Origin of the sequence: Bacillus sp. Marseille-Q1617, from assembly GCF_903645295.1 — a bacterium.
In the GTDB taxonomy this organism is placed as follows: Bacteria; Bacillota; Bacilli; order Bacillales; family Bacillaceae_B; genus Rossellomorea.
Genome location: NZ_CAHJXM010000001.1, coordinates 1,687,611 through 1,701,243, shown reverse-complemented (window position 1 = coordinate 1,701,243; position 13,633 = coordinate 1,687,611). Strand labels below are relative to the sequence as shown.

The following is a 13,633-nucleotide window of genomic DNA, read 5'->3' as shown; positions in this document are numbered from 1 at the left end:
TGAAAAATAGGGAACACGCCAGGTGTTCCCTACTAAGAAATGTTTAACTTCTTTGATCCGATTACTTTTTAACTTGGCTCATTACTTCTTCAGCGAAGTTGTCTTGACGCTTTTCAAGACCTTCTCCTACTTCGTAACGGATGAAGTCAGTTAAAGTAGCTTTGTTAGACTCAAGGTATTGACGTACCTTTTGGTCAGGGTTCTTAACGAACGTTTGATCAAGGATACAGATATCTTCGAAATATTTCCCAAGGCGGCCTTCTACCATTTTTTCAACGATATTTTCAGGTTTGCCTTCGTTAAGTGCTTGTTGTTTAAGGACTTCACGCTCACGTTCTACTTCTTCAGCAGAAACTTGGTCGCGTGAAACATACTTAGGGTTTAAAGCTGCAGCGTGCATAGCAACGTCTTTCGCTACACTTGCATCAGTTGTACCTTCAACCACAGTAAGAACGCCGATGCGGCCGCCCATGTGCAGGTACTCACCAAATGCTGCGTTATCGTCTTTTGTGCGGATTTCGAAACGACGTAAAGTGATTTTCTCACCAATCTTAGCGATTGCTGTGTTGATGAATTCAGTAACAGAAGAACCGTTAGCCATTTTTTGATCCATAGCTTCTTCTACAGAAGCTGGTTTAGTAGCTAGTAAATGATCTGCAAGTTCCTTAACAAGGTTTTGGAAGTTTTCATTTTTCGCAACGAAGTCAGTTTCTGCATTCACTTCAAGGATAATTGCAGTGTTTCCTTCGCTTGTAATGAAAGTTGTACCTTCTGCAGCGATGCGGTCAGCTTTTTTAGCTGCTTTCGCGATCCCTTTTTCACGAAGGAAGTCAATTGCTTTGTCCATATCTCCGTCAGTTTCTGTTAACGCTTTTTTACAGTCCATCATTCCAGCGCCAGTTTTTTCACGAAGTTCTTTAACCATTTGTGCAGTAATTGCCATAGTGGGTTTCCTCCTTAGTTTAACTATGTAGACTAAAATCATTTCATTAAGCAGTCAGTAGTCAGTATAAACGATATAACGCATGTTCATTCTGCAGTTTTTGAGATGATTAGTCATAGAACGATACCCCTTGAAAAAGGGACATCAGTTGGGCATACTCTTTAAAAAAAGGTGATAAGGGTAAGTCCCTCTTATCACCTTCTTAAAATTACTCAGCTGCTACAGCTGCTTCTTCACCTTGCTTAGCTTCTAAGATGGCATCTGCCATTTTACCTGTAAGAAGCTTAACTGCACGGATCGCATCGTCATTCGCAGGAATGACAACATCGATTTCATCCGGATCACAGTTCGTATCGACAATACCCACGATAGGGATATTTAATTTACGAGCTTCAGCTACAGCAATACGCTCTTTACGAGGGTCGATGATGAATAATGCATCTGGAAGTGTATTCATATCTTTAATTCCGCCTAGGAATTTAACTAAGCGTTCATGTTCTTTCTTAAGTTGAACTACTTCTTTCTTTGGAAGTACTTCGAATGTTCCATCTTCTTCCATCTTTTCGATTTGCTTAAGACGTGAAATACGCTTTTGGATTGTTTCGAAGTTAGTAAGTGTTCCACCCAACCAGCGTTGGTTGATGTAGTACATACCTGCACGTTCTGCTTCTTCTTTAACAGATTCTTGTGCTTGCTTCTTAGTCCCTACGAAAAGAACTTTACCGCCGTTACCAGCTAATTCTTTCACGAAGTTATAAGCTTCTTCTACCTTCTTAACAGTCTTTTGAAGGTCAATGATGTAGATACCGTTACGCTCAGTGAAGATGTATCTCTTCATTTTTGGGTTCCAACGGCGAGTTTGGTGTCCGAAATGTACACCAGCTTCTAGTAATTGTTTCATAGAAATTACTGACATGTGTGTTTCCTCCTAATGGTTTTAATTTTTCTCCTCCGTTTCTGTCATCTTGCAGCAGAAACTATCCTACTTGAATAGCACCATCCACTCAATCGAGAAACGTGTGTAATCACACCATGAATACTATAGCATACCTCTTTTGCCCAAGCAAGAACTTCTTATGATTTTTGATTAAATTTTAATAGAAGTTCAATTTCTGTTTTTCCTTTTCCAAGCCTTTTTGCAATTTCTTCAATAGAGAGCCCTTTTTGCTGGAGAGTGATAACTTGAGTGACCAATGATCCGCCCCCGAATTCCCTGCTGTCATCAGGGAGAGGCGGGGACCAACCGCTATCCTCCTCGTTCCTTTCAACCGAAGCAGCCGGCTTCTTGTACGCTTTGGCTGCATGAAGGCGCTTATTGGCAAGTGAGGACGGTTCCTCTTTACGGCTGGAATCAGGCTGTGCGGGATGGGATGAAGGTTCTTCATTTCTTTGATGAAGGCTGTTGATGAAGGCTTCATTTTCTTCTTTCATTTCTATAAGATAGGTTGAAATCGTCTCTTCCATCTCCTGAAGCATCTTCCCCTGCCGTTTTTCAAGGTCGATGAATCTGTTCTGCCTTGTATAAAGGATGATGATGGCAAGCAGGGATACGATGTTTAGCAGAAACGATACAAAGAATAAAAACGTGGTCATAGTATCACCTGTTCTTTGGAATATGCTGTTCTTATGTAGTTAACCTGAGCAGTCAATTTTTTTCCCTTTATATGGGTGGGGATTGAACTTGTTTTCTTCTGAAGTTGAATCTCTCTGCTTTTTATGTTCATCCTGTTCGTGGTTCCGATCATGGTCCTTCTGAAGGCCTGCATTCCCTTTTTGTTCAATTCCAGTTGCTGTGTGCCTTTTTTTGTTCAGTTCTTTTTCCATTTCAGTTCCTGCCGCGCTCTGAGCCACATGATTGTGTATATTAAGCTGCGCTGTCTGTTTTGCCGCATCAAATGTCCTCGGAAGCGCGATTTGCATTTCAATCGCCTTTAAACTCATATAACATACCTCATTCCGAAAAGTTTAAGAACTGAGCAGGTTACGCAATTTAAAAATGGCTTTAGAATGTATTTGTGAAATTCTGGATGTGGAAAGCTTCATGATTTCCCCAATTTCTGTAAGGGTCAACTCTTCTTTATAAAATAAACTTAACACAAGCTGTTCCTTTTCAGAAAGCTTCCTGATCGTTTGTTCCAATTCAACCAAATTCTCACCCTTCAAAACTTCCTCCTCAGGTGAGATCGTCTTTTCATCCTTTAAGGAATACGTCCCAGTGTCATGGTCCTCATCTGTCAGCTGATCATCCATGGAAAGTACATTTGCAAAGAAATGTTCATTAGTAGTTTGATAAACATCCTCTGCAGTCATCTCCAATTCTTCGGCTACTTCCTCTGCTGTAACATGACGAAGATGTCTTTGTTCAAGTTCAACCATTTTCGCTTCAATTCTTTTAGCTTTATCCCTGGTGGACCTTGGGAGCCAATCTTCTTTCCTTAAGCCGTCAAGAATGGCACCCCTTACGCGAAATGAAGCATACGTATCAAATTTCAAATCTCTTGTTGGATCAAATTTTTGAAGGGCGTCGAGTAATCCCATCAACCCAAGACTTTTGATATCTTCTCTCGAAACATTTTTCGGCAGCCCGACAGAAATTCGCGCAACATGATAAGACACCAAGGGCATATATTTCTTCACTAACAGATCACCCGCTTGAGTGTCACGGTTCGATATCCATTTATCCCAATAGGTTTGTTCTTCGGTGCGAACGGGTTGCTGAGACATAAGACTCCTCCTCCTTCATTTATTCCGTTGTTGTTATAACCTTTTTGTTCCCTCATTCACGGTACGGACCTGAAGCGTACTATCAGCAGCAAAAAATTCTATCGTTCTTCCTTTGCTGCCTCCTACATCCTCCCCAATGAGCGGAATATTTTTTTTCAACAGTGCTTCTCTTACTGCTTCTACATTTCGGGGACCTATTCTCATCAATTCACTCTTCGAAGAAACTTGAAACATTTGGGCTCCCCCGGCCATTTTACATTTCAACCTTGGCAAAGCCGCTCCCATTACCCTCAACCTGCGTATCAACTCTTCCACACCTGAATCTGCATATTTAGCTGCATTCAGTGGTGTTTCCTTAGCAATCGCAGAACTTGGAAGCATGACATGTACCATGCCGGCTATTTTCAAGTAATCGTCAAATAAAACGACACCAACACATGAGCCAAGTCCCGAAGTCCGAATTGAACCGCTTCCTCTCACCGTATTCATATCAGCGATACCGACTTTAACGACAGACTGCAGCTGGATCATTTTTGAACACCCAGGGATTGAAAGATGATATCCAGTGAATCTGGATCAGGAAGAAGGAAAAAATGTCCATTCACACTTCCTGAACCTGCTGCTACTTCTTTTATAGCAGTATCGATTACTATTGCATAATCACTGACCTGGGAAATTTCAATCAATCCGAAACCGATGATGGCCCCGGCCATATCAACCGACAAAGACGGTACAGACGGCAATAAGTTGAGTTGTGTAAAATCCGCTAAAGATGACAGGTAAGACCCTGAAAGTATATTCCCTAATTCCTGCATGGCCGATAGCCCCAAGTCAGAGGGAGGCGAAGCATGAAAAGAGAAGCTATCGTCATGGGTCATGGATTTAATGTACGCTGATGCTTGTTCAAGGGGAAGTATAAAAAACATGCTGCCCGGCGCATCTCCTTCAATCCGCAAAAAGACACTGACTACTACATTATCAGCTCCCCCTGCCATTTCCATTATTTGATCAAAGGAAACGATCTTCACGCTGGGAACTTTCATATCTATTTGTTTATCTAATAGAATCGAGAGGGCAGTTGCTGCATGACCAGCCCCGATATTACCAATCTCTTTTAATATATCAAGATGCATAGAGTTGATTTTTTGTTCATATCCCATAAGTTATCTCCTACAAAGTCTCAAGGATGTGGTCCAAATGAAGTAAGATAAGCAATCTCCTGTCTTTCTTCACTACCCCGCCTACATACTCAGCTTCCACAACCCCGACTACTTCAGGTGGAGGTTCAATGGCGTCCTTCGAGACATCCAGCACATCATTGGCCGCATCCACTATCAATCCGACTTCTTTATCCTGGAGTCCTGCAATGATGACTCTTGTACTATCTGAAGTTTCAACAGGAGTCAGTCCGAACTTGGACCTTAAATCGATGATCGGAGTCACTACTCCCCGTAAATTGACGACACCTTTCACATAAGATGGAGTTTTAGGTACTCTGGTTATATACTGCAGTTTCTCAATCGACCGCACTTGATTGACAGGAATGGCATATTCTTTATCCATTAATTGAAACACGATAAGCTTTAGATCCTCCGTTAATGCTGTCATCTCACTCATTACCTATACCTCCTTATTTGATTAATGCGTTACAATCAACGATCAACGCTACCTGTCCGTCACCAAGAATGGTGGCACCGGAAATGGCAAATACATCTGTCAGATAATTCCCTAATGATTTTAAGACGATTTCCTGCTGGCCGATAAAGGAATCAACAACAAGTCCGGCCATCTTTTCCCCTTTTCGCACGATTACTGTGGAATAGAATTCTTCATTTTCTTTTTTCTCTTTTGGAACTTCGAAAACATCCTCAAGAAATACCATCGGTACCACTCTTCCACGGAAATCGATGACTCTTTGATTATGTGCATTCATGATATCTTCTTTTTTCACAATGGCTGTCTCAATAATTGATGATAATGGGATTGCGTATTTTTCCTTCTCGATTTCCACAAGCATCACCGAGATGATAGAAAGAGTTAATGGAAGCTGAATGGAAAAGAGTGAGCCTTTCCCTTCAGTGGAATCAATAGTGATTGATCCACCAAGCGACTCTATCGTTGCTTTCACTACATCCAATCCAACTCCCCTTCCGGATATGTCGGAAATTTGTTCTGCCGTAGAAAAACCTGAAGCCAAGATCAACTCATAAATTTGACGGTCAGTCAGTGTCTGAGCAGTTTCTTCACTGACAATCCCTTTTTGAACCGCTTTCTCAAGGACCCGCTCTGTATTGATGCCAGCCCCGTCATCCTCTAGTTCAATGAACACATGATTTCCGCTATGGTAAGCCTTTAACTTGACTGTTCCTTCTTCGACTTTACCATTTTTCAAGCGGATTTCCGGTTTTTCAATACCGTGGTCGATCGCATTACGGATCAAGTGGACCAATGGGTCGCCAATCTCGTCGATGACCGTGCGATCCAGTTCCGTTTCCGCTCCTACAATGTCAATATTGATCTTTTTGTTTAAATCTCTGGCCAGCTGACGCACCATTCGTGGAAAACGATTAAAGACTGTTTCTACCGGTACCATCCGCATATTCAAAATAATATTTTGTAAATCACCTGAAATGCGGGTCATTCTCTCAACTGTTTCATTTAATTCAGGGTTATCAAGATCTTTTGATATCTGTTCCAGCCTTCCCCGGTCAATAACAAGCTCTTCGAATAGATTCATCAATATATCGAGACGTTCTATATTCACTCGGATCGTTTTATTTGAGGAAGTTGATTTTGGGGATTCTTTTGGAGAATCCGAATCTTTCACAGGTTCCGCTTCTTTTACAGATGCATTTTCTGTCTGTTGTTCCTGCTTTTGTTCTTCTTTTGTATGTACGTTACCATGGCTTTGCAGAATTCCAGGTGTTATTTCAATTACTTCTACTTTTTCAACTTCTGATACTTTCATTATTTTCTTTTTGAGGTCAAGTGAGTTTTCATTCGTTACGATTGTTACGGTAAATGTTTGATCGAATTGTTCTTCTTCGAGTTTATCTACAGTAGGTCTTGATTTAATTACTTCCCCGATTTTCTCAAGTACTTCAAAGACCATAAATACTCTTGCTGCCTTCAGAAGGCAATCTTCTCTAAGCGACACAGCAAGTTCATAACAATGCATTCCCATTTCATAAGATTGTTCAATTACGGTCTGTTCGTAAGCTTCATACTCTATTGAAGGCTTTTCTTCAACCTTCGCAGACGCTGTTTCTTTTTGTGCCATTGCTTTTGAAGAAGATATTTCATCCCCATTTTCGATTGCCTGGAGCATGGCTGTGACTTCTGTTATATCCCTTCTACCGTCGCCTCCATTTGAAATGGAAAGGACCATTTCCTCAAGGTCATCCACAGATTTAAATACAACATCAAGAATTTCAGGAGTAACATGAATCTTTTCATTTCTGATTCCATCAAGGACATTCTCCATCTTATGGGTAAGGTTGGCGAGATCTTCGTACCCCATCGTTGCAGACATACCTTTTAATGTATGAGCTGCACGAAATATTTCGTTTACGATTGATAGATTCTGCGGACTTTTTTCAAGTTCAAGCAATTGTTCGTTGCAGGTTTGCAAGTTTTCTTTACTTTCTTCTATGAAGACTTCTAAATATTGACTCATTTCCATGTGCTTCACACCTCTCTACACCATGTACTTCATTATTGATTGAGCAATTTCTTCGACATTCACAACTTCATCTGCAAGATCTGCCGCTATTACTGACTTCGGCATCCCGTAAACGATGCACGTTTCATGGGACTCTGCGATCGTCTTTACACCGCCGGACCCCATCAGCTTTTTTAACCCTTGTGTACCGTCCGAACCCATTCCGGTCATAATGACCGCAATTTTATTACAGCCATCGATTATTCCCGCTGATTCAAAAAGAACATCAACGGCCGGACGGTGTCCATTACGGGGAGGTTCTTCTTTATTCAGTTCGATTTTCATTTTAGTTTCTGATTGTATTACTTTCATATGAAATCCGCCGGGTGCGATATAAGCAGTACCTTTTTGAAGATGCTCCCCATGCTCTGCCTCTTTTACCCTGATACTTGAAAGCGAGTCCAGGCGGTCAGCCAAGGACTTAGTAAAACCTGGAGGCATATGCTGGACGATAAGCACCGGTGCATCCAGAGTTGAAGGTAAGTCAGTCAACACCTGCTGCAATGCCCTTGGTCCTCCCGTAGAGGTCCCTATCAGAATGATAGCCGCTTTCTTCTGATCATGAAAAGGGAAAGCAGGACTTCCTTTTGCCGTGAACTCTTCTTTCCCCATCAACGTTCCCATTTTATTACGAATGATTGTTTTGTCTTGGTGAAAAGTAGTTAAAGACCGGTTGTTCAGTAGTTTAGTGATGGATACTTTACTGGCTGATAATACCTTTTGCACGATTTCACCTTGTATTTCATGTAAGTCGAGCGAGATTGTACCTGATGGCTTTGCAATGAAATCAACCGCACCAAGCTGTATCGCTTTGAATGTCTCCTCCGCTCCTGCTTTGGTGGTGGAGGAAAGCATGACGACTGGAACCGGGCATTCTTTCATTATTTTCTTCAATGCTTCAATACCATTCATCTTGGGCATTTCGACGTCCAATGTGATGACATCTGGTGAAAGTTTTTTTATTTTTGTTATCGCATCTTCTCCATTACGGGCAGTCCCCACCACTTCCATTTGTTCTGAAATGGATAGAAAATCACTGATCAGTTTTCTCATAAATGCAGAATCATCTACAACCAGTACTTTTTTCTTCATCATCTTACCTCCTGAAAAATAAATTCTTAATATTTTTCAAGAACGATGGTTTCTCGTTTTGAATGATCATTTTGTCAGCTTCCGAAAGGAATTTGTCTGCAAGTGAACGTAAGCTGATAGAGATAGGGGCACGTGGAAAACTTTTAATCAGGGGGGTCTGCTGGCTGACCGCTTTTCTGACAGCCGGGTCTTCCGGCAGGATTCCCAATGAGACAATCTCTTTATTCAAAAACTTCCTGACCGTTTCCTGCAGCCTTGAAATGGTCAACATACCTTCCTGATTGTTCTCTGCCCGATTACAGACAAGGTAAAATTCTTTCTCCGTATCCCTCAAGTGAATATATTTCATCATGGAATATGCATCCGTAATTGAAGTCGGCTCGGGGGTCGTCACAACCAATATTTCTTCCATCGTCAATAGAAAGTTCAATGTTTCTTTGGTGACGCCTGCTCCCATATCAAATAGGATATAGTCGTACTTTAGGACCAGTTGGCCCATCGCTTCAAAAAAACGTTCTTTCTGCTCTTCCTTCCACTCTACTATACTTTTAAGTCCATTCCCTCCGCTAATATAGGATATTCCATGAACATTTTCACATATCACATCATGGACTTCTAGTTCTTTTTCCTCAATGTAATCCATGATCGAATACTTGTGATGACTGCCCATTAGAATGTGTATATTCCCCATGCCTATATCCATATCAAATAATAGAACCTTCTTATCTGCCTCTCCCAACAGAATTGAAAGGTTGGTGGATATGTTTGACTTCCCCACTCCCCCTTTTCCGCTTACAATACCTATCGTTTTAGCAGGAGTGGATGAATTGATAAGCATTTTTTGTCTTAAATTATAGGCTTGATCTTTCATAATTGAACCCTTTCAGAAGAAGCTCTCCGATTTCATCGGCGTTTACTTCAGTTATATCTTCCGGAACATCCTGTCCTGTTGTTATATAGGCAATACCTGTCTTTGATTCAGTGATGATGTTCACCATCGATCCATAGCTTGACGTTTCATCGAGCTTGGTGAAAATAAAGCGGTCTATATCAATGGAAGAAAACTGCTTAATGATTTCTTTCATATCGCTTTCTTTACTGGTAAGGGATAATACAAGAAACGTTTCCATATCACGTTTGAAGTCAATGACCGTTTCAAGGTCCTCTACATACTTCTTTTCCCTGAAATTCCTTCCTGCCGTATCAATGAATACGTGATCGAAATCTCTGAATTTTTCAATGGCTTTTTTGTAGTCATCCAGCTTATATACTACATCCACCGGGACATTTAGCAGGCCGGCATAAGTTTTTAGTTGTTCGATGGCCGCTATTCTATAGGTATCCGTGGTGATAAACCCTATTTTCATTCTCTTATCAATCACTGCTTCAGCAGCCATTTTCGCAAGAGTCGTCGTTTTCCCTACCCCTGTAGGCCCGATCACATTGATATATTTTTTCTTATAACTTAACCCGCTCATCGGGATATCACTTACTGTGTTCTTCAAGAAATGTTTAGCGTCCGAAAGCAATGAGTCTCTCAACACTTGGGGATTTCCTTCTACTGCCTTCAATTTATCTTCCAGGTAATCACCTGCTTGTAATAACAAAGATTCATTAACCCCCTGCATCTGTAAATGCATCAATATTTCACGGATGGATGAATCATATCTTTCATATTGATTGTTTGATTTAAAAGAAGCGATCATTTGTTTTAATTCTCTCAACTCTTGGTGGACAGATCCTTCCCCGATCGCCTGTTTCTCTCTGAAATCTTCTTTAGGGAGCGGTTTCGGTAAAACTGATTGTGAGCGCATCCTTTTCATTTCCGCTTTTTCGTTTTCGATACCGGGATCGACAGCTGCAATGACCTCAACCATTTTTTTCTTAAACAAACCCAAAACCCCGCCTGAATGGGTTACTTTTGAATTTAAAATGACCGCGTCTTCCCCCAGATCGTTCCTTACTTTTTTCATGGCTTCATTCATCGTTGGTGCCACGTATTTTATTACCTTCATTCCACATTCACCACCCCTACACTTTGGACTTCTACATTTGCTTCTAATTCGTTATATGACAGGATCGGCACTTGCGGGAAATACCTTTCTGTTAATTGTCTTACGTACATCCTTACAGCAGGTGAACAAAGAATAATCGGTGATTCTTCCATTAAGGATAAATGTTCGACCTGAGAAGCGATGGATTCGAGAACCCTCTGTGAATCATTGGGATCCATTGATAGATAATTTCCGTGCTCAGTCTGCTGGATGGAGTCAGCAATCAGTTTTTCTGCCTTTCCGGACATGGTGACGACTTTAAGAGACCCGTTTTCCTGAACGAATTGATTCGTGATTTGTCGTGCAAGTGCCTGTCTTGCGTACTCTGCAAGTAGATCAGTGTCCGAACTCATTTTTGAAAAGTCGGCAAGTGTTTCAAAAATGATCGGAAGATTGCGAATCGACACGTTCTCTTTCAACAGCTTAGCAAGCACTTTCTGAACTTCCCCCACAGACAATGGATTTGGAGTGACCTCTTCTACCAATATAGGATAAGACTCCTGAAGATGATCGATTAATTGTTTTGTCTCCTGTCTTCCAAGAAGTTCATGGGCATTTGTCTTGATCACTTCAGTAATATGCGTGGAAACGACAGATGGGGGATCTACAACTGTATAGCCGAATATTTCCGCCTGTTCTTTCATTTCCTCAGAAATCCATTTTGCCGGCAGTCCGAACGATGGTTCAATGGTATCGATCCCTTCAATTGAATCATCCTCAACTCCGGGGCTCATCGCTAAATAATGGTCGAGCAATAATTCTCCGCGGGCCATTTCATTTCCTTTGATCTTCAAACGGTACTCATTGGGCTGAAGCTGTATATTATCCCTAATCCTTACCACGGGAATCACCAGTCCCAGCTCGATTGCCAATTGTCTTCTGATCATGACAATCCGGTCAAGCAAATCTCCACCCTGATTTGTATCAGCCAGGGGGATTAATCCGTAGCCAAATTCAAACTCTATCGGGTCGACATTAAGAAGATTGACCACACTTTCCGGACTCTTCATTTCATCCGTTTCTACCTCTTCTTCCATGGCAGCCATTTCCGTTTCACTTTCAGCAGGGGTGCGAGAAAGCATGTATCCCCCAAATGCCATTGCTGCAGCAATGGGAATGGTTAAAATATCGTCGATTGGTGTTGCGACTCCAAGCATGAAAATAGTAAATGCAGCAACATACAGCATAAATGGGTACGCCAAGAGCTGCTTCATAATATCCTGTCCGAGATTGCCTTCCGAAGCTGCCCTTGTCACCACGATACCCGTGGCAGTGGAAATCAATAATGCTGGTATCTGACTGACGATTCCATCTCCTACCGTAAGAAGGGAATAGCGAGTCGCTGCCTCACCGATAGGAAGTCCCTGCTGGGTCATCCCGATGATGATGCCGAAGATCAGGTTGATCATGACAATCACAATACCTGCGATCGCATCACCTTTTACGAATTTCGAAGCCCCATCCATAGCACCATAGAAGTCTGCTTCCCTGCTGATTTTGTCTCTTCGGTGTCTGGCATCATGCTCCGAGATCATACCCGCATTCAAATCGGCATCGATGCTCATTTGCTTACCCGGCATGGCATCGAGGGTGAACCTTGCTGCTACTTCCGATACACGTTCAGATCCTTTCGTAATAACTATGAACTGGATGACGATCAGGATCACAAAGACGACTAGCCCCACTAAAACATTTCCGCCGACCACAAATGTTCCAAATGTTTCCACAACGCCCCCTGCTTCTCCTTTACTGAGAATCGATCTCGTTGTGGAAACATTTAGACCTAAGCGAAAAAGTGTCAACAGCAGTAATAATGAAGGAAATATAGAAAATTGAAGAGGCTCATTCATATTCATGGAGGTTAGGAGCACTAAAAGAGCAAGTGAAATATTAATGATAATCAGCACACTCAACATCCACGATGGAAATGGGATGATCAGCATGGCTACAATCAATATGACACTGGCTAATACGGATAAATCTCTTGCTGACATACTATTACTCTCCTAACATTCTTACAGTTTGTTTTTGATCCGGTACACATAGGCCAGGATTTCAGCTACCGCTTTAAAAAATTCTTCCGGTACTGTATCACCAATTTCGGCTGAATCGTATAAGGACCGTGCTAATGGACGGTTTTCCACCATCACCACATCATTTTCTTTGGCGATATATTTTATCTTTTGCGCCAAGTAGTCCACTCCCTTCGCAACAACATAGGGAGCGTCTCTTTTGGTTTCATCATATTTAAGGGCAATGGCAAAGTGTGTGGGGTTCGTGATCACCACATCTGCCTGCGGAACTTCCTGCATCATGCGGCGCATGGCCATTTCCCGCTGCCTTTGTTTAATTTTTGATTTGATCAAAGGGTCACCTTCGATGTTTTTATGCTCATCCTTCAAATCCTGTTTAGACATACGGATATTCTTTTCGAAATCGAATTTTTGATAGAGGTAATCAAAGACCGATAGAAATAACAATGCCAATGAAGCGGCTATGCCCATTTGCACGGCCAATTTTGCCATCACGGCTAAAGAATCTCCCGGCGACTTAAAAGATAAGCTCAGCACTTCTTCAATATTGGTCCAAAGAATGACAAAGGTGATAGCACCGATGAAAGAGATTTTCAGGATAGACTTTAATAGTTCCACTATGGCTCTCATCGAAAAAATGCGCTTAAATCCTTTTATTGGATCTATTTTTTCCAATTTCGGCTCAAGTGGTTTTGTAGTGAACATGACACCCACCTGAATGTAGTTGGAAACAACCCCTGCAACCAGTGCAACCAGCATGATCGGCCCGAGCAGCAGAGCCAGTTCTTTCATAAGATCCAATGTGATGACCTGAACAGTATTTTCCGTTACCTCCATCAGCATATACTCCTGAAAGGAATGACGAAATAAATCAAATACGATATTTCCGATGTATGAGGCACCAAAGGTTAAAAATAAGAAAACGGCCAGAAGGATGATTGCTGTGTTTACATCCTGACTTTTTGCCGTCTGCCCTTTCTTTTTGGCATCTTCCCTTTTTTTAGGTGTGGCCTTTTCTGTCTTTTCACCACTGAAAAACTGTAAATCTAATGATAACCACTGCACC

Annotated in this window: 14 protein-coding genes; all 14 read right to left on the bottom strand. The window is 41.7% G+C overall.

The features are described from left to right. Nucleotides 1-61: 61 nt before the first annotated feature. The 14 genes from tsf to flhB all read right to left on the bottom strand — a co-directional run bounded on the left by tsf (nucleotide 62) and on the right by flhB (nucleotide 13,632). On the bottom strand, nucleotides 62-943 hold the full coding sequence (gene tsf / locus HWX64_RS08500; protein ID WP_175989037.1) for a translation elongation factor Ts: 882 nt from the start codon (nucleotides 941-943) through the stop codon (nucleotides 62-64). A gap of 208 nt (nucleotides 944-1,151) precedes the next feature. After that, nucleotides 1,152-1,859 (bottom strand): 30S ribosomal protein S2, encoded by a 708-nt coding sequence (gene rpsB / locus HWX64_RS08495; RefSeq protein ID WP_071617860.1) that lies wholly within the window; start codon nucleotides 1,857-1,859, stop codon nucleotides 1,152-1,154. 158 nt (nucleotides 1,860-2,017) lie between these two features. Beyond that, nucleotides 2,018-2,536, bottom strand: coding sequence for a hypothetical protein (locus HWX64_RS08490; protein WP_175989035.1), 519 nt, complete (start codon nucleotides 2,534-2,536; stop codon nucleotides 2,018-2,020). Nucleotides 2,537-2,575: 39 nt separating this feature from the next. Beyond that, nucleotides 2,576-2,884 (bottom strand): hypothetical protein, encoded by a 309-nt coding sequence (locus HWX64_RS08485; protein ID WP_175989034.1) that lies wholly within the window; start codon nucleotides 2,882-2,884, stop codon nucleotides 2,576-2,578. Between the two features lie 24 nt (nucleotides 2,885-2,908). Continuing rightward, complete coding sequence (locus tag HWX64_RS08480; RefSeq protein WP_175989032.1) at nucleotides 2,909-3,667, bottom strand: FliA/WhiG family RNA polymerase sigma factor; 759 nt, start codon at nucleotides 3,665-3,667, stop codon at nucleotides 2,909-2,911. Between the two features lie 33 nt (nucleotides 3,668-3,700). After that, nucleotides 3,701-4,198 (bottom strand): chemotaxis protein CheD, encoded by a 498-nt coding sequence (locus HWX64_RS08475; RefSeq protein ID WP_175989030.1) that lies wholly within the window; start codon nucleotides 4,196-4,198, stop codon nucleotides 3,701-3,703. Then, nucleotides 4,195-4,827, bottom strand: coding sequence for a chemotaxis protein CheC (locus HWX64_RS08470; protein ID WP_175989028.1), 633 nt, complete (start codon nucleotides 4,825-4,827; stop codon nucleotides 4,195-4,197). Before HWX64_RS08470 ends, HWX64_RS08475 begins: the two co-directional genes overlap by 4 nt. Nucleotides 4,828-4,837: 10 nt before the next feature. Then, nucleotides 4,838-5,284 (bottom strand): chemotaxis protein CheW, encoded by a 447-nt coding sequence (locus tag HWX64_RS08465; RefSeq protein WP_175989025.1) that lies wholly within the window; start codon nucleotides 5,282-5,284, stop codon nucleotides 4,838-4,840. Between the two features lie 13 nt (nucleotides 5,285-5,297). Next, nucleotides 5,298-7,349, bottom strand: a complete 2,052-nt coding sequence (locus tag HWX64_RS08460) for a chemotaxis protein CheA (RefSeq protein WP_175989023.1) — start codon at nucleotides 7,347-7,349, stop codon at nucleotides 5,298-5,300. A gap of 15 nt (nucleotides 7,350-7,364) precedes the next feature. Beyond that, complete coding sequence (locus tag HWX64_RS08455; RefSeq protein ID WP_175989021.1) at nucleotides 7,365-8,483, bottom strand: chemotaxis response regulator protein-glutamate methylesterase; 1,119 nt, start codon at nucleotides 8,481-8,483, stop codon at nucleotides 7,365-7,367. Nucleotide 8,484: 1 nt separating this feature from the next. After that, nucleotides 8,485-9,351, bottom strand: a complete 867-nt coding sequence (locus HWX64_RS08450) for a MinD/ParA family protein (protein WP_175989018.1) — start codon at nucleotides 9,349-9,351, stop codon at nucleotides 8,485-8,487. Next, nucleotides 9,332-10,495 carry a flagellar biosynthesis protein FlhF gene (gene flhF, locus HWX64_RS08445; protein WP_175989017.1) on the bottom strand — a complete coding sequence of 388 codons (1,164 nt, stop codon included), beginning with the start codon at nucleotides 10,493-10,495 and terminating at the stop codon, nucleotides 9,332-9,334. Before flhF ends, HWX64_RS08450 begins: the two co-directional genes overlap by 20 nt. Beyond that, nucleotides 10,492-12,528: a flagellar biosynthesis protein FlhA gene (gene flhA, locus HWX64_RS08440; RefSeq protein ID WP_175989015.1), complete on the bottom strand. Its 2,037-nt coding sequence runs from the start codon at nucleotides 12,526-12,528 to the stop codon at nucleotides 10,492-10,494. The genes flhF and flhA overlap by 4 nt, the downstream gene beginning before the upstream one ends. 21 nt (nucleotides 12,529-12,549) lie before the next feature. Then, nucleotides 12,550-13,632, bottom strand: coding sequence for a flagellar biosynthesis protein FlhB (gene flhB, locus HWX64_RS08435; RefSeq protein WP_175989013.1), 1,083 nt, complete (start codon nucleotides 13,630-13,632; stop codon nucleotides 12,550-12,552). Nucleotide 13,633: the final 1 nt, after the last annotated feature.